Consider the following 25,332-nt stretch of genomic DNA (forward strand, 5'->3'; position numbering starts at 1 on the left):
TCGTCAGATTCCGAACACGTCACGAGCATCCGCGATCTCGCCGCGGACTGCGGCGGCGGCCACCATCACCGGGCTCATGAGCACGGTGCGGCCCGTGGGGCTCCCCTGCCTGCCCTTGAAATTGCGGTTCGACGAGGACGCGCACAGCTCATCGCCGATGAGCTTGTCCGGGTTCATCGCCAGGCACATCGAGCAGCCCGGCTCGCGCCACTCGAAGCCCGCCTCGCGGAAGATCCGATCCAGCCCCTCGGCCTCGGCCGCCCGCGCCACATCCATCGATCCCGGGACCGCCAGCGCGCGCACGTGCGGCGCGACCTTGTGCCCCTTCAGGCGCTGCGCCACCTCCCGGAAATCCGAGAGGCGGCCGTTCGTGCAGCTGCCGATGAACGCCACGTTGATCTTCGTCCCCTCGATCGGCTTGCCCCCCTCGAGCCGCATGTACTCGAGCGCCTCGCGGATCAGCGCCCGCTCGGACTCGTTCGCCACGTCCTCGGCCGCCGGCACCTTCTCCTTCACCGAGATCGCCTGGCCCGGCGTGATGCCCCACGTCACCGTCGGCGCGATCGCGCTCGCGTCGATCCGCACGACATCGTCGTACCGCGCGTCCTCGTCCGACGCGATCGAGCGCCAGTACTCGAGCGCCTCCTCCCACGCCTCGCCCTTCGGGGCGTACGGACGACCCTTGATGTAATCGAACGTCGTCTGGTCCGGGTTGACGTACCCGACCCGGGCGCCGCCCTCGATCGACATGTTGCACAGGGTCATCCGCTCCTCCATCGAGAACCCCTCGATGGTCGAGCCGCCGTACTCGTACGCGTAGCCCGTGCCGCCCGACACGCCGAGCCGGCGGATGATCTCGAGGATGATGTCCTTCGCGTAGACGCCCGGGCCGAGCTTGCCCTCGACCTGGATGCGCCGGACCTTGAGCCGCTGGAGGCTCAGCGTCTGCGTGGCGAGGACGTCGCGCACCTGCGTCGTCCCGATCCCGAACGCGATCGCGCCGAACGCGCCGTGCGTCGACGTGTGCGAGTCGCCGCACGCGATCGTCATGCCAGGCTGGGTCAGGCCGAGCTCGGGGCCGATGATGTGCACGATGCCCTGCCGCCCGGACTCGAGATCGAAGAAGGTGACCCCCTGCTCGGTGCACGCCTTCTTGAGCGCGTCGACCATCCCCTCGGCCAGCGAGTCCTTGAACGGCCGCTTGCGGTTGTCGGTGGGGACGATGTGGTCGAGCGTCGCGAACGTCCGATCGGGCATGCGCACGCGCAGGCCGAGATCGCGGAGCATCCCGAACGCCTGCGGGCTCGTCACCTCGTGGATCAGGTGAAGGCCGATGAAGAGCTGATCCTCGCCGTTCGGCAACGTGCGGACTTTGTGGAGGTCCCAAACCTTGTCATAGAGACTCTTACCCATGATGGCCTCTCGCGGTGCAACTGAACGCGGCTGAAGGGGACGGCGTGCGAAGCGGACCGGCCCGAGCGCCGGGGCGCGCCAGCTGGCTCCAGGGAGGCGGCCGGCGCGCCCCCGATCCGGCGGTCCGGCGTCGGGCGGCGGTAGGACTATGCGGGCCCGCGAGCATTAAGTCGAATGAAACTTTTTTCACGATGGGTTAAGTAACGCTACATGGATGCGTCGCTCCTCCCCGCGCTCGAGGATGTCCTCCTGGTGGCCCGGTCGGGCTCGGTCGCCGAGGCGGCGCGGCGGCTGCACAAGACGCCGTCGGCGATCAGCCAGCAGGTGCGCCGGGTGGAGGAGCACTTCGGGGTGGCGCTGTTCGAGCGCGACGGGCGCGGCGTGCGGCTCAGCCCGGCCGGCGAGGCGGCGCTCGGCGCGATCACGCGCCTGTTCGATCAGGCGGAAGGGGTCTTCGAGCTGCTCTCGGAGCTGGCGGGGGAGCCGTCGACGACGCTGCGCCTCGCGGCGAGCGACTACCTCGGCAAGGGGCTGCTCGTGCCGGTCATCCGGCAGATGCTCGAGCAGCGCGCGCCGGTGCGGTTCGCGATCACGACCGCGAACTCGATCGACGCCGCGCGGTGGGTCGAGCGCGGGGAGGTGGACCTGGGGCTCGCGTCGGCGTCCTCGGCGGGCGGCGATCTCGTGAAGCAGCCGCTGTTCGTGCAGCCGTTCCTCTGGGTGGGGCCGCGGCTCAAGGGCAAGGCGCCGCCGCTGCGCGAGCGGCTCCGGCACGAGCCGCTGCTCCGGCTGGCGCCCGGCAGCGTGGGGCGGCGGCTGCTCGACGCCTACCTGGATCGCGAGCGGATCCGGCCGATCTCGACGATCGACGTGTCGAGCGTGTCGCTCCTCGTCTCGTACGTTTCGGGTGGGCTCGGCGTCGGCCTCGCGCCGGCGCTCGCGCTGACCGAGGTCGCGCGCTCGCGGCTGGACGTCGAGGTCGCCGAGGAGGTCGAGCCGCTGCCCGTCGAGCTGATGATGCGCGAGAACTTCCGACGCAATCCCATCATCGAGCGCTTCATCGAGCGCCTTACGGCCGAGGGGCGTCGCGCGGAGCAGCGGACGCGGGCGCTCCTCCGGGCGTAGCGAGATCGCAGCGCGCGGCGATCGCGCGGCGAGCGTCGCCGCGGCCCGGCCGGGGCACAGCTCGTCCGCCGAGCGCCGCCGGGCTCCGCGACGTTCCGGAGGTCAGGCCTCGCGCGGGCTGCTGCGCGTGTCCTTCAGCATCACGTCGTGGACGCCGCCCTCGTGGATGCTGACCGCCGAGGCGACGGTCAGGCGCGCGCGCATGTACAGGTCGCGCAGCGAGATGGCGCCGCAGTTGCACATCGTCGAGCGCACCTTGGCGAGCGTGACGTCGAGGTTGTCCTTGAGCTTGCCGGCATAGGGAACGTAACTGTCGACCCCCTCCTCGAACTCCAGCTGGTCCTTCTTCTTGCTGGAGTCGCCGTGATCGTAGCGTTGCCAGTTGCGCGCGCGGTTGCTCCCTTCGCCCCAGTACTCCTTCATGAACTGGTTGTTCACGCGGACCTTGCGCCCGGGCGCCTCGTCGAAGCGCGCGAAGTAGCGGCCCATCATCACGAAGTCGGCGCCCATCGCGAGCGCGATCGTGATGTGGTAGTCCTGGCTGATACCGCCGTCGGAGCAGATCGGCACGTAGACGCCGGTGCGCTGGAAGTACTCGTCGCGCGCCTTGGCCACCTCGATCACGGCCGACGCCTGGCCCCGGCCGATCCCCTTCTGCTCGCGCGTGATGCAGATCGAGCCGCCGCCGATGCCGACCTTGACGAAGTCGGCGCCGGACTCGACGAGGTAGAGGAACCCCTCGCGATCGACGACGTTGCCGGCGCCGATGTAGATCGGCTTGCCCTGCGACTTCACGAAGGCGATGGTGTCGCGCTGCCACTCGGAGTAGCCGTCCGACGAGTCGATGCAGAGCACGTCGGCGCCCGCCTCCACCAGCGCCGGCACGCGATCCCGGTAATCGCGCGAGTTGATGCCGGCCCCGACGATCAGCCGCTTCTCGTGGTCGACGTTCTCGAGCGGGTGCGCCTGGTGCGACTCGTAGTCCTTCCGAAACACCAGGTATTGCAGGTGCTGCCGCTCGTCGATGACCGGGAGGGTGTTGAGCTTGTGGCGCCAGATGAGCTCGTTCGCCTCCTGGAGATCGATGCCGACCTTGCCGCAGTGGATCGACTTGAACGGCGTCATGATCTCGCGCACCGGCGTGCTGAGCGGCGTCTTGCCGAGCCGGTAGTCGCGGCTCGTGATGATGCCGACGAACCGACCCGTGGGGGTGCCGTCCTCGGTGATGGCGATGGTGGAGTGGCCCGTGCGATCGGTCAGCGCGAGGACGTCGCCCAGCGTGGCCTCGGGGCGCAGGTTCGAGTCGCTCACGACGAACCCGGCCTTGTAGTTCTTCACGCGCCGCACCATGGCGGCTTCCTCCTCGATGCCCTGCGAGCCGTACACGAACGACAGGCCGCCGCAGCGCGCGAGCGCGATCGCGAGATCGGCGCCCGAGACCGACTGCATCATCGCGCTGGTGATGGGCACGTTGATCGTGAGCGGCGCGAGCTTCGGGTCCGGCGGCCCCGCGCCCCGATCGGCCTTGAACCGGACGACGGGGGCCGTGAGGTCGACGTTCGCAGGGACGCAGTCCTTCGTCGTCAGATTCGGGACGAGCAGGTACTCGCCAAAGGTCCTGCTCGGCTCATCGTAGATGAATGCCATGTCGGCTCGTAGTGCACGCGTTTCGCGCTGTCAAATGCAGCCGGGGCGGGTGCCGGGTGAAAAGTGAGCAAAATCGGTCAGTTATGGGTGCGCGGAGGGGCGGCGGGCCCCGACCGGGCAGGGCCGGCGGCGCCCGCGCCCGGCGCGCGTGGCGCGGCGCAGAGGTCCGGCCAGGAAGCGCCGGGCGTCGGGCGAGCACAGCTAGAGCGGGCGCACGGGCAGGCAGAGCTCGCAGCGGTAGGTGTTGGTCTTGGGATCGTGGAACTCGCCCTGGTAGAGCTCGAAGCAGGGCCGGTGGTCAGGCTGATAGCCGCTCTGCGGGAGCCACTCGGCGAAGAGCCGGTCCCACGCGGCGCCGATCGTGCTCGCCTCGTCGACGAACAGGCTCGCGGCGTACTTCCCGCCGGCGATGTCGGTCACGTTGACCTCGCCGTCCGCCTTGAAGCCGTCCGGGATCACGATCGAGGCGTCGTGGCGGCACTTGGACGGGTCGGTGACCTTGGGGTTGTCGTGCGCGATGCCGAGGCAGATGCGGTCCGGGGTCCACAGATCGCGCGCGCTCGCCCAGCGGACGAGGCGCTGCCAGGCCTCGGCGACGCTCCTTCCGGGGCCGTAGGGGCCGACGCTCCTGACGTAGGCCACGTGGTAGCTCGGCAGCGTCTTCACGGTGACGTTCATGATCTTCTCCTCGTCTTGGCGGGCGTCCGTGCCCGACGAGGCGTCATCCTGGGCGACCGCGCACGCCGCTGCTTTGCCGGGGTTGCGGTCGACTTCACCCGGCTTGCGATCCGCTTGCCGCGCCTTGCGCGCGGCCGCGGCGCCGCCGTTGCGCCAGGCGGAGGCGCTCATGCCGAAGCGCTCCTTGAACGCGCGGGCGAAGGCGCTGGCCGAGCTGAAGCCGTTCTCGAGCGCGATCTCGAGGACGTCGGCGCGCGGCCGCAACGTGAGATGGCTGGCCGCGGTCTCGAGGCGTGTCCGCTGGATGAACTCGCGGAGGTTCTCGCCGGTCATGGACTTGAAGACGCGGTGGAAGTGAAACGGCGAGAACGCCGCCACCGCGGCCAACGTCTCGAGGGAGAGCTCCTCGCCGGGGTGGGCCTGAATGTAGTCGATGACGCGGTTGACCCGCTTCTGGTACTCGGCTCGGCTCCTGTCGCTGGTCGCCACAGGGGGAGGTTACCTGATGGCCGGTTTGAGAAGAACCGCGACCGGACCCAGGTTGAGACCGCGACCGGACCCAGGTTGGGTGCCGACGGCGACCGGACCCAGGTTGGGCGGGTTCGCGACCGGACCCAGGTTGAGACCGGACCCCGCGCGACCGGACCCAGGTTGGGCGACCGGACCCAGGTTGGGCGCGACCGGACCCAGGTTGGGCGACTCGACCCAGGTTGGGGTGGATCACCCAGGTTGGGGTGGATTCAGGTTGGGGGATTCAGGTTGAGGTGGATTCAAGGACTATCCAGGTGGCGGACCACCTGGCGCCCCTGGCGGCGCCACCCCAAGGAGCGAGCCAATGCCTTGAAATCATTCACCCCACCCGCCGGCACGGCGTTTGCCATTGCACGCCAGCCATGAGCCAGCCCCGCGAAATTGCCGCAGGCGCCACCTACCTCATCACCCGTCGCGTCCTGCGCAGGCATCTGCTCTTCCGCCCTGACGCTGCCATCACCCAGCTCTTGGTCTACACCCTCACCGTCTCGACGCGCCGCTTCGGCATCGAGGTCCACGCGCTCTGCGCGATGTCGTCGCACCTGCACCTCGTCGTGACCGATACGATGGGCGTCCTGCCGCGTTTTTTGCAATTCTTCCATCGCATCGTCGCGCTCGGGACCAAGGTGCTCCGCACGTGGGAAGGGCCAGTGTGGGACCACGAGGCTACGAGCGTGGTGCGGCTGCTGACGCGGACGGCGGTGGTGGAGAAGATCGCCTACGTGCTCGCGAATCCTGTGGCCGCCGGCCTGGTCCGACATGCGCGCGAGTGGCCGGGCGCCAAGGTGGATGTGAACGAGCTCGGCTGCGGCGTGCTGCGCGCGACGCGACCCGCGGCATATCTCGATCCGAAAAATCCGCAGTGGCCAGAAGAAGTAACGCTCGCGCTCGCGCTGCCGCCTGTCATCGAACAGGATGGCGGCGACGGCTTTCGCGGCGAGGTCGCCGCCGAGCTGGAGCGACAGGAAGCGCAGGCCCGTGAGGAGGTGGGGCGGCGAGGGCAACACGTCCTTGGCGCGGAGGGCGCCAGCCGGGTGTCCCCCTACGAGCGTGCCACGAGCTTCGAGCCGCTGCGCGGCTGCAGTCCGACGTTTGCGGTCGGCCGCGAGCAGGGTGATGCATGGCGAATCGCTGCTGCCGCCGTGCGCGCGTTTCGTGCGTCGTACCGCGCGGCGCTCGAACGGTGGCGCAGCGGGGTGCGCAGCGCCGTATTCCCCGCGGGGACGTGGTGGATGCGCGCGTTTCACGGGGTCGCCGTGACGGACGCCGTGCTCACGGTGTAGTTGCTGCGCCGGCGGCGCACGGTGAGTCGGTCGGAGAGGCCACCGGGGGCGACACGTCGCCGGAGGGCACGTGCGTCTCAAGATGTCGGAGCGAGGCGACTCAGGACGCAGGTTGTTGCTGGCTCGGCTTGACCGAACAGGAGCGTACCTATGGGTGGCTGGGTCCAATCGCCAGATCGACCCGGATTGGGCCGCTCCGCTAACCGGGGAGCAGCCCGACGCGCGTGGAGTGGCGCGGATGGGGTGGCGCTCGGCCAACCCGGGTCGGGTTCGCTGCTGGCCGTCAACCAGGGCCGGATCGTCTCAGATTTTCCGGGTGGCGGCCCGGTCAGCTGGGTTAGGTCGTCTTGTCGGTCAACCGGGGCCAGGTCGTCTTCTCGGCTAACCCGGGTCAGGTCGTCTCCGAGCCGGGTTAGGTCGTCCCAGTCAACCGGGTTCCGGTCAACCCGGGTCAGGTCGTCCGGTCGGTCAACCCGGGTCAGGTCGTCCGGTCGGTCAACCCGGGTCAGGTCGTCCGGTCAGTCAACCCGGGTCAGATCGTCGGGTCAAGGTCGTCCGGTCCCTCACTCGAGCTCTAGCTCCACGAGTCGGAGCTCTCCTTCCAAGAAACCCGTCTCCCGGAAATAGGTCACGTACTCCACCCGGCCTCCTTCCTGAGCGAGCTCCGCGTGCCCCAGGCCAGCGTACGGCCATGCCTCCGGGGTTGAGGGCGCCTCCGCGGTGAACGCCACCTCACTGTCCGACCACGGGCCCTCCGGCGCCGGGGCCGTCCGCACGGAGATCTCCGACGACATCGGCTCACTGTAGATCGCGACGTACCTGCCGGCGTGCTCGTTCCAGTGCACCGACATCATCGGCGCTCCCGCCATGACCGGCTCCGCCTCGTCATGACCCTCCACCCAGCTGCCGTCCGAGAAGAACCGCCACGCCCCGCGCTCCGTCGCCTGCGCGAGCGGCACGCGCGCGATGAGGCACGGGCACGTGAGCCCCGAGCACGCGCAGGCATATGCATAGAGCAGCCCCTCGCGGACGAGCGCCGCCGCCGTGAACGACGGCTCGTCCGCGCCGAAGATCAGCGTGGGATCCGTGGCGCCCGGGCGCGCCGCCGGACGCACGATCGGCGCGTCGAGGCCCTCCCAAACCGCGATGGACGAGCCCAGCGCGTCGATGTTGAACCCCCCGGCACGCCCCATCAGCTTGCTGTAGAAGACCAGCGCGCGGCCCGTCGCCTCATCGACGACGATCGGCCCCGGCCACAGCGCGTAGCGCGCCCCGCAGTCCTCCTTGCACGTCTCCTCCGCCTGAGGGCCAAAGTGCGCGGCGTTGAACTCGAGCTCCTCCGCCGTGAACGGCAGGAACTCCCCAGGCGCGCCGGCCGCGTCGAGCGGCTCGGTCAGCGACGAGAGCCCGTCCGACGCGTCCATGTCGTCGGTTGAGCAGAAGGTGCTCGATCTCCAGAGCGAGCCGTCCGCCCCCGGCGCCTCCAGGGTCGTATCGCCGAACACCCACACCGAGCGATCACCCCACCGCGCGCTGTACCCGCCGTCCCGCCCTCGAATCGATGGCTCGAACGTCAGCGCGCCCAGGTCGCGCACCGCGCGCACCCGAACCTCGGGCGCGTCCGCGCCGCACCCGACGCACAGGAGTGCGACCCCGGCCGCCCCCGTCGCCCTTCGATAACGCATGCGCGCGAGGATATCACGGCAGCCGAGGGCCGCCGCCACATGCGTCGCGCTCCGCGGCCGGACCGCGCGCGACCGCGAGCGCGACCCGGCCGCCGCGCGCAGAGGCCGCGTGCTCAAGGGATGGGGCGATGAGGAACGACTGGGGCCGCAGGGAGGCCAGGAAGCGATAACGCTGCTCGTCTCAAGGGAAAGACCGCCAGGGCGAAAAGAGCATCCAACAACCTGTTTCGTCGAAGCGCTCCGGTGATCAGAGCCGTAAGTCAATTCAGGTGCAGCACCAAAAAAGTCGATGGTATCCGCTGGCCGCCCTGCTGTTCCCGACAGTGCATCGCGCGAGCGCGCATGCGCCGGAAGGCGCGACCCGCGCGGTCAGAGCGATCCGACGCCCCGTCGCGTCAGATCTGCCGGCACGCAGCGGCGCAGCGGCGGCACTCGTCCGCGCACGTCTTCATCTGCGTGTCACCGGTGAACTTGTCGCAGCTCGCCGCGCACAGGTCGCAGAGGCTCGCGCACACGCTCGTGATCTGGGCGCGCTGCGGCGAGCTGCGCAGGAGGAGCTTCGAGGCCGCTTCGCAGATGTCAGCGCAGTCCTGGAGCAGCCGCACGTGCGTGGCGTCGGCGTGCCCGCCCCCCATCTCGAGGCAGTACTGGCTTGCATGGGTGCAGATCGAGCCACAATCCTGGGTGAACCGAGCCACCTCCCGGAACGATCTGTCCCCCGGAAACCTGCTCATGACAATCCCCCTCGGTCAACTGGGCCGCTCTTCGCCTCGAGGATATCTCGCGACAACGAGGCAACCTTGGTATCCAGAGGTTGAATGGATTGAGAGATCCTCGCACGTCGGGCCATCCCGCATATAGGCCTCGGAGCAGCGACCGACGCGCGCGAGCCCTCGTGTCCCGAACGCGCCGCGCGAACGGCTGGGACGCCCAGGGGGGCGCATGCGAGCGCGCGACCGAACGGCCGCGCCCGCCCTGGTCGCCCGCTCGGCGCGATGGCTGACGCGGCGCCGTTCGAACGACGTCCAGGCGTCGACCGGGAGAGCCTGAGCCCACCCTCGCGTTCGCGAGTTCGCCGCGGGCGGCGAGAGCCCGCGGGGTATCCGCCAGAGCCGCGTCGCGGGCTGGGCCGCTAGCACCCGGGCGCGCGGCAGATCCCCATCTTGATGCGCGCGATCTCCTGGAGCTCCTCGGCGATCTCGAGCGTGCGCATCGCGGCGGCGCGCGCGAGCGCCTGGGCCTCCTCGGTGGTCGCGAGGCGCGCCAGGAGCCGCCGGCCCATCTCGTGGTGATGACCCTCGTCGGGCTGGATGACGTCGCGGTAGAGGCGCGCCGTCTCGGCGTCCCCCTGCGACTCGCAGTACTCGATGAAGGCCTGGTTGTGCACCTTGGCGAGCGCCTCGCGCGTGAACTGGCCCGCTGCGACGCGCTCGACCGTCGAGCCGAGCCCCTTCAGGTACCCGAACATCGGCGTGGGCGGCCCGAACCTGGCCGGGATCGACGCCGGATCGACGCCGAGCGCGCGGAGGCGCTCGGCGATGAGACGGTAATGCCTCGCCTCATCGCCGCACTGGCGAGCGAGGGCGAGCTTCACCTCGACGTCCGTCTCGGTGGTGAGCCAGAGCGCAGCCTCCTCGGTCGCCTCGAGCTCCTTCTTGAGCGCGGTCGCGAGCAGCTCCGGGACGCCGATCCCGCTCCCTGGCTCCGCCGCGCCGGCCGCGGCCCCGATGCGGGCGAGGCGCTCTCCCACCCTGCGGTCGAGCTCGCCCAGGAATTCCTCTGGCTTCATGGGTGGCATGATGGGCGCGCCCCGGGCGGCAGGTCAATAGGCCGCCCTCCCAGGGGCGAGATGGGTGTACCCTCCCTGAATGGCCTGGCGCTTCCTGCCCCCGTGGCTCGATCTCGAGTCGGTCTCGATCTCGTTCGACCTCCCCGCGCGCACCGTCCTGAAGCGCACCGGGATAGCCGCGCTCGCCACCTCGAGCGCCACGGCGCTGCGCCTGACGCTCGCGCCGACGCTCGTGCGCGTCGCCTTCGAGCCCTACCTCGTCATCGACCTGCCGCCGCCGCTCGGCGACATGGGGTTGCAGCAAGTCGAGTACGACTTCCGCACAGGCGTCATGACGCCCAACGTGTTCTACACGGGAGGGCTCGTCCGGGTCGGGAAGGACTCGGCCGAGGACGAGGCCCGCGCCTTCATGCGCGGACTCGTCACCTCGACGCCCATGGCCATACCCCCGTACGACCCGACGAGCGATCCCGATCTCGTCGTGACCGTGCGTCAGGTGCTCCTGAACCTGGAGTCCGACGGCGGCGGCCCCGCTGTCCGCGGCGCCCGCGTGTCCGCGCGGCTGACGCTGCGCGAGGCGCTCGCGGGCGCGGTGGGCTCGGACGGGTTCCGCATCCCGGCGGGCGCCACCATCGCGGCCAGCGTCGACGTCGAGGGCACCCGGCAGGAGATCGAGACGGCGCCGCGCGTGCAGCGCATCGAGGTCGACTGCTCCTCGGCGGTGCTGCTCAAGCGCGGCGTCGAGCAGGCCGACCTCCGTCGCTTCGTCGTGAGCCGCGGCGGGGAGATCGCCGTCGAGCGGGTCGAGCCGCTCGGCGCGGCCGGTCAGGCCGCGGGCGTCGAGTCGCTCGTGCGCCTGTTCAGCGCCCTGGCCGCGGGCGGCGGCGTCGCGTTCGACCCGAAGCACCTCGGGCCCAGCGCCGTCGAAGGGCTCGTCAAGGAAGAGATCGCGCGCGCCCTGCGCCCGGCGCTCGTCGACTGGGTGCGGCAGAACGCCGAGATCATCGTGGGGATGGACCTGCGGCAGGTGCTCGGGATCCCGGAGGACGGCGGCGTGGCGTGAGGGGGAGCGGCGGAGGGAGCCGCTCCCGACGCGCGGTCGCCGCGGAGGGGGCCCGTGAAAGCGCCGCCGAGGCTGCGCCGGCCGAGCGACGCCGCCGTCCGAGGAGGGCGTCGCCCGCCGGCGCGGGGGCGCGCGACGCCCGAGCCCTCGGCGGAGCCGAGGAGTGTTATAAGTCCTGAATGCGCCTCTCCGCCATCCACATCTATCCCGTCAAAGGCTGCCGTGGCCTCGCGCTCGACGCGGCGGCCGTCGACGAGCTCGGCCTCGTCGGCGACCGGCGGTTCATGATCATCGACCCCGAGGGCAAGCCCCTCACGCAGCGCCCGCTGCCGCGCATGGCGCTCATCGAGACGCAGCTCTCCGAGGGCGAGCTCACGCTCGGCGCCGCCGGCCGCTCGCCGATCTCCGTGCCGCGCGCGTCGCAGGCGGCGCAAGGCGCGCGCCTGCTCACCGTCGAGGTCTGGAGCAGCACCGGCCTCCTGGCCGAGGACTGCGGCGACGAGGCCGCCGCGTGGCTCAGCGACTTCCTGGATCACCCGGCGCGGCTCGTCCGGGCCGGCGAGGCGTTCCGGCGGCCCGTCCTCAAGGATCCGGTGGCGCGCCCGGAAGATGTGGTGTCGTTCGCCGACGAGTTCCCGTTGCTGGTGATCTCGGAGGCCTCCCTCGCCGACCTGAACGCTCACCTCGAGGACCGGGGCGCCGCGGCGTTGCCGATGGATCGCTTCCGTCCCAGCCTCGTCGTGAGCGGCTGCGCCGCCTTCGACGAGGATCGGTGGGGCCGCGTCCGCATCGGCGAGCTCGTGCTCCGCGCCGGCGGCCCGTGCGGCCGATGCGTCGTCACCACCACCGATCAGCTCACCGCGGAGCGCGGCCCGGAGCCGCTCCGCACGCTCGCCACGTACCGGCGCGATCCGCAGAAGCCCGGCGACGTGAATTTCGGTCAGAACTACATCCACGAGACGAAGTCCGGCGCCTTGCGGGTGGGGGACGAGGTGACGATCGTATGACGGGGAGCGTGGGCCGCTCGCGCGGCTCGCGCGCGCCCGCACCACGGGCGCCCGGCGGCTCGAGCGACGGGAGGCGGCGGGCTCGCCGGGGCGACGCGGACCGCGGCGCGTCCGTGATAGACATGGATCATGAGAAAGCACGCGTCGCGTTCCTGGATCGTCTCGCTCGCCTTCGTGACCCTGTTCTCCCTCGTGTCGCTCGGCGACGCCCACGCCGGTGAGGCCGAGAAGAAGCTCGCCCTGGAGCTCACGCACCTCGTCATGCCGAGGGAGGTCTACAACGCCCTCATCGATCAGCTGATGACCAACATGGGGGCGTCGATGCAGCAAGCGGGCGCGAAGATCTCGGCCAAGGACACCGGCAAGCTGAAGGCGGTCGTCGCCGAGGTCCTGCCGTACGACGAGCTGGTCCAGTGGAATGTCGACATCTACGCGGGGAAGTTCACCGCCGATGAGCTGAAGGAGCTCATCAAGTTCTACGGCACGCCGGTCGGCAAGAAGGCCGCGAAGCTCCTCCCCGAGATCAGCGGGGAGGTGGGAAAGAAGGTCGGGTCGGTCATCATGCAGCGGATGCCCGCGGCGATGAAGAAGGCTGGGATCCAGTAGCGCGCGCCGCGCTCGGCGTCATCGACCGTGCTACCGCCTGTAGACCAGGAAGCCAGCGATGGCGTCGAGCAGCGCCCGCGGCTCGTCGGCGCGCACCGAGTGGCCGCTGCGCTCGAAGATACGTAGATCGGCGCCCGGGATGAGGCGCGCGATCTCCTCCGACAGATCGGGCGGGCAGATCCAGTCGTGCCGGCCGGCGATGACGAGGGTAGGGACCTTGATCTCGGGGAGGCGCGGCGTGAAGTCGAATGTCCGCATGAACCGCTCCAGAGCCACGTTCCACGCCTCGACGTTGTAGATGGCGCGCGCGCTGGCCTCGGCCGCCTTCGGCGGGTCGAACGTGGTCGAGTAGAGCGGCCCCATGATCCGGAGGAACTCGGCGAACTGCTCGTCGCTCTCGAGCTTGCCGGCCCAGAGGCGCTCGCATGCGTCCCTCTGCTGGTCGGTGCCGCGGCTCGCCACGATCTGTTTCGATCGGTCGATGAGGCGGTGGCTGGCCGCCGTGGCCACGAGGATGAGATGCGAGATGTGCTGCTGGTACCGGAGCGCATAGGCCATGGCCACCATGCCGCCATAGGAGGTGCCCATCACCACGATGCGATCGAGGCCGAGGTGCTGGCGGAGCGCCTCCATGTCCTCGACGTTGTTCTCGAGGGTATATGTCTCCTTCGGGCCGCGCGCCGAGCGCCCCTGGCCGCGGTGATCGAAGTAGACGAGCTGCGCCCGGTCGGAGAGCGGGGTCATCCCGCCCTTGTGCGAGGAGTGATCGGCGCCCGGCCCGCCGTGCACGACGAACATCACCGGCCGTTCGCGCATCTCGGGGCCGTCGGGGACGAGGCCCATTCCCTCGACGTCGAAGTAGATCTCGGTGTCTCGGACCTTCGCGCGCACGGCGTCAGGGTAGCCGATCGGCGGCGCGCCGGGGGCGCGGGGACGTCGGAGCGAGGGAGCTCGGGTGCGTGCGGAGGAACAGCGGAGGCGCAGCGTGGTGCCGGGGCAGCAGCGGGCGCCGAGGCGCGGTCGCGTCTGGCGCGCGGTCAGGCGACGCCGTGTCGGGTCAGCCAGTCGAGCTGGCGCTCCCAGCCGTCGGCGGCGGCGTCGGGACGGTAGCTCGGGCGGTAGTCGGCGTAGAAGGCGTGCGGGGCGTCGGGGTAGACGTGGATGTCGGAGCGCGCGGCGCCGGGCGCGCCGCCGGCTTCTGGGGCCGCACGGAGCGCTTGCTGCAGCTCGGTGACCGTCGACAGGGGAATGCCCTGATCCTGGCCGGCATAGAGGCCGAGGACGGGGACTTGCAGCGCGCTCACCACGTCGATCGGGTGCTTCGGCTGCGCCTCGGTCCGGTCGCCGGTGAGGCGTCCGTACCAGGCGACCGCTGCCTTGAGCGCGGGGTTGTGCGCGGCGTAGAGCCACGTGATGCGCCCGCCCCAGCAGAAGCCCACCGCGGCGGCCTTGGTGGCGTCGGCCTGGCCGGAGGCGCGGGCGAAGGCGATGCTGGCGTCGAGGTCGGCGAGCACCTGCTGGTCGGGCACGCGGCCGGCCAGCGCCCGGAGCTCGTCGATGGTGCTGAGGCGGCTCGGGTCGCCCTGGCGGACGAACAGATCCGGGGCGAGGGCGTAGTAGCCGCGCTTCGCGAAGCGGCGGACGACGTCGCGGATGTGCTCGTGGACGCCGAAGATTTCCTGGACGACGAGCACCAGCGGGAACGGCCCGCCGGAGGCGGGGTGGGCGCGGTAGCCGGGGAGGTCGCCGGCCGGCGCGGGGACGGTGACGGCGCCGGCGATGAGGCCGGCGTCGTCGGTGCGGATGGGGCTCGGAGCGTTGCTCTCGGCGATGGGCGTGGAGGCGGTCATGGCCTGGGCCTGAGCAGCGGCCGTGCCAGAGGTGGGAGCGACCGACCCAGGTTGAGGTGACCGACCCAGGTTGAGGTGACCGAGCCGGGTTGAGGTGACCGACCCAGGTTGAGGTGACCGACCCAGGTTGAGGTGACCGACCCAGGTTGAGGAGCGGCCGACCCGGGTTGAGGAGCAGCGACCGACCCAGGTTGAGGTAGCCGACCCAGGTTGAGGTAGCGGACCCAGGTTGAGGTAGCCGACCCAGGTTGAGGTAGCCGAGGTAGCCGACCCAGGTTGAGGTAGCCGACCCAGGTTGAGGTAGCCGAGGTAGCCGACCCAGGTTGAGGTAGCTAGCTAACCGAGACAGCCGCCCTACGTCCGAGGCGGCATATCCTCGCGGCCGCGCTCCTGTGCAGCTACCCCGCTGCCCGGACGCCCTCGCCGGCGACCGCATACGGCCGCAGCTGCGCGGCGACGCCGCCGCCGATACGCTCGGCGAAGAACTCCCGCGTGCGCCGCCACGAGAGCTGCGCCGCATCGGCGTGGTACGCCGGCCGCGTCTCGTTGAAGAACCCGTGCCGCGTCCCCGGATACACGAACGAGATCAGCTCCCGCCCCGCAGCCCGGAACGCCTCCTGCACCGCGCGCGCCTTCGGCGTGATCGCCGGATCCTCCTCCGCATAATGCACTTGCAGCGGAAAGCGCACGCTCGTCACCTGGTCCAGCGGCGGCGCCTGCCCGTAGAAGACCGCGCCCGCCGCGAGCTCCACGCCCGCAACCGCGAGCTGTCCCACCAGCCCTCCGCCCAGCGAAAAGCCGACCGCCGCGATGCCCCCCGGGCGCACGTCGAACCGCCCAGCCAGGTGCGCCGCCGCCGCCCTGGCGTCAGGCAGGTACGTCGACGTATCGCGGTCGCTGAACCAGGCGAACACCGCCTTCAGCCGCTCCTGCTCGTCCGCCGGCAGCCGCGCGACCACCTCGTCGCGGTCCGGAGCGCGCAGCAGCCCGACGCCGCGGGCCACCTCCGCCTCGGTGAAGGTCCGGTGAACCACGTCGTGCGAGTACAGGTTCGGCGCGAACGCGAGGTAACCCTCCTGCGCGAAGCGCCTCGCCAGCTCGACCGTGTGGGCGGTGAGCCCCAGCCCCTCGTGGAGGATCAGCACCGCCGGCGCCGGCGCGCGCCCGGCCGACGACGGGCGGACCTGCACCGCCTCGACCGGCCCGTGGGGACCCCGGAACGACGTCCTCTCGACGCCCGCGCTCGCGGCGGTCACGCCTGCACCTCCGCCTCGGGCGCCTTCTCCTTTCGGACGGGCTTCAGCTTGCTCGGGGGCCGCGTGCCGAACGGCTCGCCGGCCACGAGCTCGGAGCGCACCCCGTCGACCCCGACCGGGATGTCCCCGGTCAGCGTCACGCGGTAGAGCACGCGCTCGACGTCGAGGTGCCCGAGGTCCTGCGGGCCGAGGTGCGCGGTGGCCCGGTTGTCCCAGAACGCGACGCTGCCCGGCTCCCACCGGAACCGCACGGTGTACGCCGGGCGGCTGATCTGCTCGAAGAGCAGGTCGAGGATCGCGCTGCTCTCGCGCGGCGACAGGCCGACGATGTGGCTGGTGAACCCGGGGCTGACGAACAGCGCTCGCTCGCCGGTCTCGGGGTGGACGCGCACCACGGGGTGGATCGAGATGAGCGGGTTCTCCCGCACCTTGCGCAGGTACGGGCTGTCCTGGTCCTGCGGGGCGAACCTCAGCCCGAAGCGGTGCTCGGCGCGCAGGCCGTCGACGAGCGCGCGCAGCGGCGCGGACAGCCCCTCGTAGGCCGCAACGAGGTTGGTCCAGGTCGTGTCGCCGCCGTAGGGCGGCAGGATGTGCGCCCGCAGGATTGACGCCGCCGGCGGGTTCACGGCCGCGGTGACGTCGGTGTGCCAGCGGTTCTCATAGCTGAAGCGCTTGCCGTAGCGGCGATCGTAGCGGCGGCTGTCGATGGCGAGGATCTCCGGGTGCTCGTCGAACGGCTCGTCCTCGTGCGGGTGCGCGTAGGTCACCTCGCCGAAGCGAGCGGCGAAGGCGATCTGCTCGGCGTGGCCGAGCGGCTGGTCCCGGAAGAAGACGACCTTCCACTTCAGCAGCGCCGCGCGGATGGCCGCCACGGACTCGTCAGACAGCGGCCTGGAGATGTCGACGCCGTGGATCTCGGCGCCGATGTGCCCTGCGAGCGGCTTCACCTGGATGGATGAATCGGATGGTCTCTGGCTCATGGGTTTCCTCCGCGTGGTCCCCCCCGTCGCGGTTACGGGGGTCGGGTATGCGTGCGCCGTGCCAGAGGGAGCGAGCCGCGGCGTACGCGCCTGGAGACGGCGAGGCGAGGGCACGCACCGAGCGCGCAGCGTGAACGTGAGGACGCGCGACGCGGATGGCGGCTTCACGCAGACCATCGCGCCTCCCGCTCGCGTCCTCACGCTGCGGCGACCGCGTCCCCCTCACCGTGCGCTGCGGCCCAACCTCGCGCGAAGACGATTCACGTGAGCCTCATGTTGCTGCAGGGCCGTGTGGCCGATCGACCGGAGATACTCCACGTAATTGCGCATTGCACCGGCGGCTCGAGGGATGTTGCCCAGCGCCTCATACACGATCCCCATGTTCCAGCTCGACGCAGCTTCCGCCTCCCGATCGCCGATCTCACAGGCGATCGCCATCTGTCGGTCGTAATGCTCGATGGCCAGCAGGGGATCCCCGAGGCCGGCATGGGCGTTCCCCAGGATGCCGAGCGCCTCCGCCTCGCCCGAGCGGTCGCCGAGCGCTCGGAACACGCGCAGCGCTCGCTCGCACAGCGCGACAGCCTCGTCGAGCTCGCCGCGCAACACGTACATGCTGCCGAGGCCCGAGAGCGCGTTGCCCTCGCCGCGGCGGTCGCCGAGTTCCCGGGTGACGGCCAGCTGCCGCTCGTAAAACGAGATGGCAGGCTGCGTGTCGTCGAGCGCCGCGTGGGCGCCCCCGAGGCTGCTCAGCGCGCTGGCTTCTCCCCTCCGGTCGCCGATGTCGACGAAGATCCTCAGCGCTCGCCAGTGCAGCCGGATCGCCTCGCGCGCCTCGCCCAGGCGCGCGTACGCGTTGCCCAGGTTGCAGAGCATCTCGCCTTCACCGCGTCGATCCCCGATCTGCACCAGGATCGAGAGCGCCTGCTCGCTCAGCGCAATGGTCCTTCGCAGGTCGCCGATCTCGACATAGGCGCTTCCGAGCAGGCCGAGGTGATAGGCTTCCTCCGCGCGTAGCCCGAGTCGTCGGGCCGCTTCGGCGCCCGCCGTATGCCAGCGGATCCGCTCTGCAGGCAGCTGCCGGAGAGCCAGGCAGCGCCTGCCTGCGAGCGGAAGCTCGGCGCAGAGCCTCGCCGACGCATCGTCCTGTGCGGCACGGCTCGAAGCCCACTCCTGCGCCGCGTTGACGTTGCCCCATTCGCGTTCGAACAGGGCGAGGCCGCGCATCATCGACTCTCCACCTCGCTCGTACAGGCTGTCCGCCTCCCTGAGGACGAGGAGGAAATGCTCGGCGAAGCGCGCCTCCACCGCCCCGCGATCCCCGGCGTCGAGGCGCGATCGCGCGTACTCGCGGGCGAGGTCGTGCATCCGGTAGCGCGCTGTCGCCTCGTCCCACTCCAGGAGGCTCCGCCTGACGAGCTCGCTCGTGAGGTCGACGGCGGCGCCTTCGTCCAGCCCGCCCACCCGCGCGGCGGCGGTCGCCTCGAAGCTCCCCGAGAAGACCCCGAGACGTGGCCAGAGAGCCCGCGCCGGGTCCTCCAGCAGCTCCACGCTGGACGCCAGCACGGCCGTCACGAGCTGCTGTCTCTCCTGGGTGAGGCGCAGCCGCTCAATGTACCTGGCCGTCGGCAGCGCCACCTGGTCCGCGAGGGTGGCGGCCGCTGTGCGCAGGGCCAGCGGGAGGTACCCACACAGCGCGGCGAGCTCCGCGGCTGCGGCTTCGTCGATGCGTGGCGCGACGCCGCGGACGAGGGCGATGGCGTCCGCGGGATCCAGACAGCCGAGGCGCTGCGCGCAGAGGCCGGCGAGCGTGAAGTGCTGCCGGGACGTCATGATCAGGAGGCAACCGGGAGGCGGGAGCAGCGGCTCGATTTGCTCGCGGCCGCGCGCGTCGTCGAGCAGGAGCAGCGCGCGCTTGTCCTGCAGGATCGAACGGTACAGCGTCCCGAGCTCGTCCTCGTTTTCCGGCAGCTTCGCCTCGGGCTCGAACGCGCGGACGACCCGGGCCATCACGGCCGCTGCAGCGAGCGGCTCACGGCTCGCGCCGCGCAGATCGATCTCGATCTGCGCATCGGGGTAGTCGGGGGCGAGCGCTTGAGCGAGCTTCAGGGCGAGCGCCGTCTTCCCGACGCCGCCCTGGCCGGTCAGAGAGACGAGGGTGGCCCCGCCCGGGCCGAGCTTCGCGCGGAGCCGCGCGAGCTCCTCGGCGCGCCCTGTGAAGTCGCCGGGGGGCGCGCGGAGCTGGTGGAGGGCGGTTCGGTGCGTCGTGATCTTGTGTCGAGCGCTCGGCGCCTGTCCGTGCCTGCGGTGTCGAGCGTCTGCGCGCTCCTCCACCGCAAGCCGAATGCCGCGCGCCACGTCGGCCCACGCCTCGCTCTGGTTCGGCCAGCTCGTCACCGGTCGTCCGTCGCTCGGCAGCGGCTTCAGCCTGCCGAACGGCGCGAGATCCCAGTCGCATGCTTCGACCAGGACGGGGATCACCTGAGCGTTCGCGGCGTCGTGACGCGAGAGCGCCTGCTCCATCTCGTTCCAGTACAGGTCGGCGGCGAGGTAATCGACGCTGACGAGGAGCACGATGATCTCGGCGGCCTCCAGCCGGCCGACGGTCTGCCGGACCTTGTCCTCGCCGGCTCCGACGTGCCCCTGGTGCCACGGGCGAATTGTCCCATGGCGCTGCAGGACGGCGAGGCGCCTCTCGAGCTCGTCCCGGTGGCGGGCGTCGGTGGGCGCGTACGAGATGAAGACGTCGACTGGCGTGGACTTCGCGACCACGGGCGTGAGCGTAGCAGGACCGGCACGAACGGAGCTGCCGTTCCGCCTCCGAGAAGCTGTTTCGAGGGCGCTGAGCTGCCCCGAGCCCCTGTGTCGCCGCCCTTTCCGAGCATCATTCCTCCTGCCTCAGGGTATTGACACCGTGGCTGCTTACGCGACCATCGCCTCATGGCGCGCACGGCACCGGTCCCCAACATCCCCGCCATCCCCGGAATGAACCCCGGTGTCTTCATCATGGGCGGCGGCGCCGGGGGCGGAGGCCCTGGCGGGCGCGGCGGCAACGGACGTGGGGGAGATCAGGGCGCAGGGGGCAAGAACGGCGGCAACGGCGCCGAGGGCGGCGGCCGCAACGCGGGTAGCTGCGGCCAGGGCAGCGGCGGCGGCTGCCCCAACCCGGCGCACGGGGGCGGCGGAGGAACGCAGGCCGGACACCCCATCGATCCGGTCACGGGCCGCGTCTACACCCTCGCAGTCACCGACATGGCGTTGCCGGGAGCGTTTCCGCTCGTGATCGAGCGCGCCTACAGCTCCGCGCAGCGCGACTTCGACTACGGACTCGGCCACGGCTGGAACCACTCGCTCGGCTGGCGCGTCATCGAGCTCCGGCGCCGCCGGGTGCGCGTCGTCACGGCCACCGCGCTCGCGTGCGAGGGCCGCTGCCCAGACGAGGGCGAGACCGTGAAGCTCCCGATCGGGCTGCTGACGCGAACGCGCGAAGGCTACTTCCTCAAGGCCGACGACGGGATCACGCGGGTCTTCGAGGACGGCTTCGCCATCGACAACGAATTCCGCCTCAGCGCGCTCCTGGATCGCAACGGCAACCAGGCCCGGCTCTTCTACGAGAACGGGACCGGTCCGCTCCAGTTCGTGAACGACAGCGTGGGCCGGCTGCTCCGCGTGCGCCGGCACCGCGACGGCCGCATCGCCGCGTTCGAGGTGAAGAACGCGTCCGCGAGGGGCGCCTGGACGTCCTTTCGCACGTACGAATACGACGAGCGCGGAGATCTCGTGGCCGCGCGCGACGCCCTAGGCCACGCGATGACCTTCGCGTACGACGCTGACCACCGGCTCGTGCTGGAGCGCTGGCCCACGGGCCTCGAGGTTCACTACCGCTACGACAACCACGGTCGCTGCGTGGAGACGTGGTGCAACGATCCGAACGAGCGCGCGCTCTTGGCCGAGGGCGTGCCCGAGGTGCTCGCGGACGGCAGCCGCGCGAAGGGATTCCTGCATGCGAAGGTCGAGTACGGTGCGGGCGAGAACAACGTCATCACGTCGCGCGCGCTGCGGAGGGTCGAGGTCAACGCCTTCGGCAAGGCGGACCGGATCGTCTGGGCTGGGCAGGTGCACGACAACGCGTTCGACGAGTCGGGCGAGCTCGTGGGATACCGCGACGGACTCGGGCGCGCGTGGAGGATGGGCGAAGCCGACGGCGTGTACCGCGTGGTCGACCCGCTGGGGCGGGCGACGGAGTACGTGTATGACGATCGCGGCAACGTCGTGACCACGCGCGGCCCCGACGGCTTCGAGACGCAGCACGCGCGCGATCCGAACGGCAACCTGATCTACCTCTCGGACGCGATGGGGCTGGTCGCGAGCTTCCGCTATGACGAGCGCGGCTGCTTGATCCACGCCGAGACCGAAGGCGGCGGCAAGACGTCGATGAAGTACGACGCGCTCTGCAACCGCGTCGAAATCGTCGAGCCGGACGGCGGCACGCGCGCGCTGCGCTACGACTTCCTCGGGCGGCTCGTGGAGATGCGGGACGAGAAGGGCGAGGTCCACCGGTGGATCTACGACGCGATGGGGCGCGTGGTGGAGCATCGCTCGCCGCTCGGCGCCCGCACGTTCATGAGCTACGACGAGGCCGGCCGCTTCAACGGCGAGCGCGACGCGGACGGCCGCTGGTTCCGGCTGGTCTACGCGGGCCTCCGCGAGGTGATCGCGGTCGAGCGGAGCGACGGCTCGCGCGTGTCGTACGCCTACGACCGGGAGCTCGACATGGTGCGCATCGTCAACGAGGAGGGAGACGTGCACACCATCGAGCGGGATCTCGAGGGGCGGATCCGCTCCGAGCGCACCTTCGACGGCCGCACGCTGCGGTACAGGAACGACCAGGCTGGGCGGCTGTCGAGGATCACCTTCGACGACGGCGAGTTCGTCGAGCTCACCTACGACGAGCTCGATCGGGTCATCGGCCGCGCCTTCTCCGACGAGACGTTCCACAAGCTCGAGTACAACGAACGCGGGCGCGTCCTGCTCTTCGAGACGGAGGCGGTCCGCACGCAGTACACGTACGACGCGCGAGGGCGTTGCACCCGCGAGGACACGGAGCTGGTGAGCGATCCATCGTCCGCGACGTCCATCCGGCACCTCTACGACGCCGGGCTGAACCGCACGGCGATGAGCGTGACCGGCGACTTCTCGATCGCCACGCCGCGCGACGCCGCGGGGCGGTGCTCCGCGCTCTTCTTCTCGGATGCCAGCGGCGCGCATCAGCCGATCGCGGCGTTCGCGTACGACCCGGCGGGCGCCGAGGCGGGGCGCCTCTTCGCGGGCGGGGGCGGGCTCGAGGTCACGAGGGACGCGCACGGCAACGTCGTCCGCTCGGCCGTCGTCGGCCGTGGCGTCGCCGCCGCCGTCCGCCCGGGTGAGCCCGCGTGGGTCGGGAAGCTCGGGGGCCCGGAGACCCTGCGGTTCGACTACCGGTGGTCGCCCGCGAGCGAGCTCCTGGTGCTCGCGGATCGCGATCGCGGGGCGCAGTCGTTCGCATACGACGCGCGCGGCCGCATCGCGCAGAAACGGCACGAGCGGCGGGCCGGGACCGAGGACTACGTGCTCTCGCCGCGCGGCGACGTCCGCTGGATCGACGGCCGCGCGCAGTCCCACGTGGGCGGCGGTCGGCTCGTGACCGCGAACGGCGCGACGCTCACGTACGACCCGCGCGGCCGGCTCGTGAAGAAGGTGGAGGGCGCCGCGGTGACCACCTACGCATGGACCATGCTCGGCCTGCTCTCGGGCGTGACGTTGCCCGACGGCACCCGGGTCGAGGTCGTGTACGACGGGTTCGCGCGGCGCCTGGAGAAGCGCGTCGTGCGGCGCGACGCGGCGCTCGTGAGGCACCGCTACCGCTGGGACGGCGAGGACCTCCTGGAAGAGACGGTGGAGCGCGCGGCGAGCACCCTCGGCGCGGCCGCGCCGTTCACGCCGCCCGGCGCGGCCGCGTCGTTCACGTTGGTAGAGCGTCGGCGCTACGCGTACGCGCCGGGTTCGCCGGCGCCGATCGCGCAGGCGATCGATACCGAGGCCGGCCCGGGCGCGTGGAAGTACCTCGTGCACCGTGACGGGGCGCCTGTTCCGCTCGCGCTCGTCGATGCCGACGGGACCGTCGACCAGGTCTTCGAGACCGGAGCGTACGGCCGGGTCATCGCGGGCGACGCGACCGCCACGCTGAGCCGCTTCCCGGGGCACTGGTACGAGCCGGAGACGGGGCTCCACTACAACCGGTGGCGGTACTTCGATCCAGAGAGCGCGACGTACCTGAGCCCCGAGCCGCTGGGGCTCGAGGGAGGGCTCGAAGCGTACGGGTATGTGAACGGGCGGCCGCTCGCGTTGGTCGACCTCGATGGTTTGATGGGCTCCACCCTCAGCACCCGGCGCCTCCCCCGATCTCAAGGAGGTGGCACACGAGACTTCACGGGGCAGTCAGCCAGCGAGCGCAACGCGGGCGGCAGGGGGCCGCTGTACGATCTCCACCCGGCAGTCGCCGCCGCGCTCCCCCAGGACTCCGGGCGCGGCCAGGGCAGGGATCCGTCTTGGTGTTCCGAGCCCCATGCTATCAGCAATTATCTCCACGACTACGAGGATCGAAACGGCGTGAGATGCGATCCGGGCACACCCGAAGGCCAGCGGCATCTCCGCCGCGCCTTGCGCCGCATGGGGCCGATCGGAAGCACCGATGTCAATGGAACCGCGTGCGCGCCGTGCCCGAATTGCTCGCAGACGCTGGCTCGCCTGCACGCCCTGGCGGGTACGGGCCAGCAGCCCGAGACGATTCCCGCGTCGCCCCCTAGAGGCGGACCGCCCCTCAACTTCCGGCCTGCCGGCGCGGGCGCACCGCTTGACCGGGCGCGACAACAGGCCACCCACGGGAACACGGCGCCCCTGGGCGACGCGCGCCGGGCGAACACGGCGCGGTACCGACAGCAGCTCGAAGCGGATCGGGCGGCAGGGCGGAACAATCACTCGGATTCGGAGATTGAGCGCCGCGCCAATCGCGTGGCCGGAATGACTCCGGGCGTCTTCGGAGGTACCGGCCAGAACAACGACTGGGGCCCGACGTGAAGACTCGATTCAGCCATCCCCTCCTCGGTACAATCGAGAAGGGCATGTTCAACCCCGAGCTTCGATCCATCTGCGGAACCAAACAGCTCACGGCGTCCATCTCCCAGTTGAACGAGGTGGCGGAGAGGCTCGAGCGGTGGCGTGCCCCGGGGTTCGAACTGCGGGCCCGCGTCCATCTCGGCACCTTCGAGCCGGAGACGGGGCCGATCGCTGCGCTCGACAAGACGAACGCTCTCGTCAATGGTGTTGCTCGCCGGGTGGGCCAGTCGAGTCGCCAGTCTCGCCTGCACGGCTTCGTGTGGCACGTCTGCGACGGCGTGCTCGCCCTGCGCGACGACGTGTTCTTGCGAGTGCTGGGGCCCACGGCGAGCAGCCTGCGGCCCTGGCTTGAAGAGTGCGCAGCGCTGCGTTTACAATGCGTCTTTCCGGTGGTTCGAGCCGCCGGAGCGTCGCTTGTCGCTCCCCAGTCTGACTGGATCGAGTTTCGCGACGATTACGTCGACGCGACAGGGCGTGCCGCGCTGGACAACGATGCCGTGCACCTCGATCTCCCGCTCGAAGAAGCGAACGAAAGGTTTCGACAGGGCGTGATCGGATTCCTCTGCGCAACGGTGGATCCAGCGTCAAAGACGCTTCCGCTGTCGCCTCGCGCGAGAGCGGCGGCGTCGCGCTGGCTCTGCCGGCTGCACGATCCCGGTGACCCTTCGCGGCTCGCCTCATGGGTGCTGGAGAACGGCGGCAGCGAGGCACTCGCCAAGACGGCCGCAGACGCGGAGCGCTCGTTCGGCGGTTTGCGCAGCGTCGACCGGGTCCAGCGCTTCGGGGGCATCCAGATGCTCGATCGAGCCCTCGCCGAAGGAAGCGTGGCGGAGTGGCCACTTCAGCAGACGCCGGACGGATCCGCGATCCTGGTGAGCGTACGAGATATCGACAACCCCGACACCCTCGCGTGCATGACGGAGGACGGCAGGATGTGGGCCTATGGGTTCGGCTGGGACGAGTGGGAGCGAACGAGCGACTCCGCGCGCGTGTTCGTCACCCGCGTCGCGCTGTGGGGACACCCCAAAGAAGTGCCGATTCATGTCTCGCGGTCGTCGCACGGTCGTGCGCTCGCCCAGGCGCTCGGCTTGGACGAGGTTGAAGAGGCCACCGACTCCACCGGCACCTTGTACGCCGGCGACGCGGCGCTGGTGTTCGAGCGGAGGCTGTCCGAGGGGCGCGCCGTGACATGGCTGCGCGAGCTGCGCCCCGAGGCGGTGGTCGCCTGGAACGAGCTCATCTCCCTTGCCTGAAGTACCGTGCATGC

The 25,332-nt window shown here is 70.7% G+C and carries 18 protein-coding genes; 7 read left to right on the forward strand and 11 right to left on the reverse strand.

Annotation, left to right across the window (positions count from 1 at the left end; all coding sequences use genetic code 11):
• Positions 1-3: 3 nt before the first annotated feature.
• Positions 4-1,413, reverse strand: coding sequence for a 3-isopropylmalate dehydratase large subunit (leuC, locus tag WME98_RS23940; RefSeq protein ID WP_061628751.1), 1,410 nt, complete (start codon positions 1,411-1,413; stop codon positions 4-6).
• Between the two features lie 210 nt (positions 1,414-1,623).
• On the opposite strand from leuC, the gene WME98_RS23945 reads away from it, so the two are divergent.
• A complete protein-coding gene (locus WME98_RS23945) occupies positions 1,624-2,538 on the forward strand; it encodes a LysR family transcriptional regulator (RefSeq protein ID WP_437953361.1) in 915 nt (304 codons plus the stop codon).
• Positions 2,539-2,640: 102 nt separating this feature from the next.
• Here WME98_RS23945 and WME98_RS23950 read toward each other — a convergent pair whose 3' ends face one another.
• Both WME98_RS23950 and WME98_RS23955 read right to left on the reverse strand, forming a co-directional pair.
• Positions 2,641-4,185 (reverse strand): IMP dehydrogenase, encoded by a 1,545-nt coding sequence (locus tag WME98_RS23950; RefSeq protein WP_437953362.1) that lies wholly within the window; start codon positions 4,183-4,185, stop codon positions 2,641-2,643.
• Positions 4,186-4,386: 201 nt separating this feature from the next.
• Entirely contained in the window at positions 4,387-5,352 is a 966-nt protein-coding gene (locus tag WME98_RS23955) for an AraC family transcriptional regulator (RefSeq protein WP_437335288.1), read from the reverse strand.
• A 404-nt stretch (positions 5,353-5,756) separates the two neighbouring features.
• On the opposite strand from WME98_RS23955, the gene WME98_RS23960 reads away from it, so the two are divergent.
• Positions 5,757-6,677, forward strand: coding sequence for a transposase (locus WME98_RS23960; protein WP_437335532.1), 921 nt, complete (start codon positions 5,757-5,759; stop codon positions 6,675-6,677).
• A gap of 563 nt (positions 6,678-7,240) precedes the next feature.
• Here WME98_RS23960 and WME98_RS23965 read toward each other — a convergent pair.
• The 3 genes from WME98_RS23965 to WME98_RS23975 all read right to left on the reverse strand — a co-directional run bounded on the left by WME98_RS23965 (position 7,241) and on the right by WME98_RS23975 (position 10,151).
• Positions 7,241-8,362, reverse strand: a complete 1,122-nt coding sequence (locus WME98_RS23965) for a DUF4185 domain-containing protein (protein WP_437953363.1) — start codon at positions 8,360-8,362, stop codon at positions 7,241-7,243.
• Between the two features lie 395 nt (positions 8,363-8,757).
• Positions 8,758-9,096: a four-helix bundle copper-binding protein gene (locus WME98_RS23970; protein WP_044985409.1), complete on the reverse strand. Its 339-nt coding sequence runs from the start codon at positions 9,094-9,096 to the stop codon at positions 8,758-8,760.
• A 398-nt stretch (positions 9,097-9,494) separates the two neighbouring features.
• Positions 9,495-10,151, reverse strand: coding sequence for a ferritin-like domain-containing protein (locus WME98_RS23975; RefSeq protein ID WP_020464819.1), 657 nt, complete (start codon positions 10,149-10,151; stop codon positions 9,495-9,497).
• Between the two features lie 79 nt (positions 10,152-10,230).
• Between WME98_RS23975 and WME98_RS23980 the strand changes: the two genes are divergently transcribed.
• From WME98_RS23980 to WME98_RS23990, 3 genes are all read left to right on the forward strand, one after another.
• The gene (locus WME98_RS23980; RefSeq protein ID WP_437953364.1) at positions 10,231-11,214 is read left to right on the forward strand and encodes a hypothetical protein; all 984 of its coding nucleotides are present in this window, start codon (positions 10,231-10,233) and stop codon (positions 11,212-11,214) included.
• 179 nt (positions 11,215-11,393) lie between these two features.
• Positions 11,394-12,221 carry an MOSC domain-containing protein gene (locus WME98_RS23985; protein WP_437953365.1) on the forward strand — a complete coding sequence of 276 codons (828 nt, stop codon included), beginning with the start codon at positions 11,394-11,396 and terminating at the stop codon, positions 12,219-12,221.
• A gap of 129 nt (positions 12,222-12,350) precedes the next feature.
• A complete protein-coding gene (locus WME98_RS23990) occupies positions 12,351-12,827 on the forward strand; it encodes a DUF2059 domain-containing protein (RefSeq protein ID WP_437953366.1) in 477 nt (158 codons plus the stop codon).
• Positions 12,828-12,857: 30 nt separating this feature from the next.
• Here the strand turns inward: WME98_RS23990 and WME98_RS23995 are convergent, their stop codons facing one another.
• The 5 genes from WME98_RS23995 to WME98_RS24015 form a co-directional block, all read right to left on the reverse strand.
• On the reverse strand, positions 12,858-13,718 hold the full coding sequence (locus WME98_RS23995) for an alpha/beta fold hydrolase (protein WP_437953367.1): 861 nt from the start codon (positions 13,716-13,718) through the stop codon (positions 12,858-12,860).
• A gap of 146 nt (positions 13,719-13,864) precedes the next feature.
• Positions 13,865-14,677 carry a dienelactone hydrolase family protein gene (locus WME98_RS24000; RefSeq protein ID WP_437953368.1) on the reverse strand — a complete coding sequence of 271 codons (813 nt, stop codon included), beginning with the start codon at positions 14,675-14,677 and terminating at the stop codon, positions 13,865-13,867.
• A 398-nt stretch (positions 14,678-15,075) separates the two neighbouring features.
• Positions 15,076-15,933, reverse strand: coding sequence for a dienelactone hydrolase family protein (locus WME98_RS24005; protein ID WP_437953369.1), 858 nt, complete (start codon positions 15,931-15,933; stop codon positions 15,076-15,078).
• Positions 15,930-16,913, reverse strand: coding sequence for a TauD/TfdA dioxygenase family protein (locus tag WME98_RS24010; RefSeq protein ID WP_437953370.1), 984 nt, complete (start codon positions 16,911-16,913; stop codon positions 15,930-15,932). The genes WME98_RS24005 and WME98_RS24010 overlap by 4 nt, the downstream gene beginning before the upstream one ends.
• A gap of 222 nt (positions 16,914-17,135) precedes the next feature.
• Positions 17,136-19,682: a tetratricopeptide repeat protein gene (locus tag WME98_RS24015; RefSeq protein WP_437953371.1), complete on the reverse strand. Its 2,547-nt coding sequence runs from the start codon at positions 19,680-19,682 to the stop codon at positions 17,136-17,138.
• A 168-nt stretch (positions 19,683-19,850) separates the two neighbouring features.
• On the opposite strand from WME98_RS24015, the gene WME98_RS24020 reads away from it, so the two are divergent.
• On the forward strand, positions 19,851-24,026 hold the full coding sequence (locus tag WME98_RS24020; protein ID WP_437953372.1) for a YwqJ-related putative deaminase: 4,176 nt from the start codon (positions 19,851-19,853) through the stop codon (positions 24,024-24,026).
• On the forward strand, positions 24,023-25,318 hold the full coding sequence (locus WME98_RS24025; RefSeq protein WP_437953373.1) for a hypothetical protein: 1,296 nt from the start codon (positions 24,023-24,025) through the stop codon (positions 25,316-25,318). The genes WME98_RS24020 and WME98_RS24025 overlap by 4 nt, the downstream gene beginning before the upstream one ends.
• The last annotated feature ends 14 nt before the right edge of the window (positions 25,319-25,332 follow it).

This window comes from Sorangium sp. So ce296, from assembly GCF_051529605.1.
Taxonomy (GTDB): Bacteria; Myxococcota_A; Polyangia; order Polyangiales; family Polyangiaceae; genus Sorangium; species Sorangium cellulosum_D.